This window comes from Thermodesulfatator autotrophicus (genome assembly GCF_001642325.1).
GTDB classification, from domain to species: Bacteria; Desulfobacterota; Thermodesulfobacteria; order Thermodesulfobacteriales; family Thermodesulfatatoraceae; genus Thermodesulfatator; species Thermodesulfatator autotrophicus.
On the sequence record NZ_LSFI01000129.1, the window covers coordinates 1 to 265 of the forward strand.

The window sequence follows — 265 nt, forward strand, 5'->3', positions numbered from 1 at the left end:
CCAGCCACCGGGCCTTCGTGCTTGACGGGCCAGCCGGGCACGGGGATGACATCCGTGGCATCAGAGGGGTTGGCCACGGTGCGCACGAGGTGTTCCTGCCCGGAGAAGGCCCACCAGGAGCTGCCAAGCGAGATGACATAGTAGAAGGCCAACTGGGCCTCGGCTTTGAGTATTTCCTGGGAGACGGGCATTAGTTGAGTACCTCCACCAGGATGATCTCGCCGTCATACCAGCGGCGGATGAGTTGTCGCTTGGTAAGGCCTTG

1 protein-coding gene is annotated in these 265 nt (G+C 61.9%); it reads left to right on the forward strand.

What is annotated here, in order from left to right; translation table 11 throughout:
- Window positions 1–194, forward strand: a 194-nt coding sequence (locus TH606_RS11825; RefSeq protein WP_197460583.1) for a hypothetical protein, incomplete at its 5' end; no start/stop codon positions are given.
- Between the last annotated feature and the right edge of the window lie 71 nt (window positions 195–265).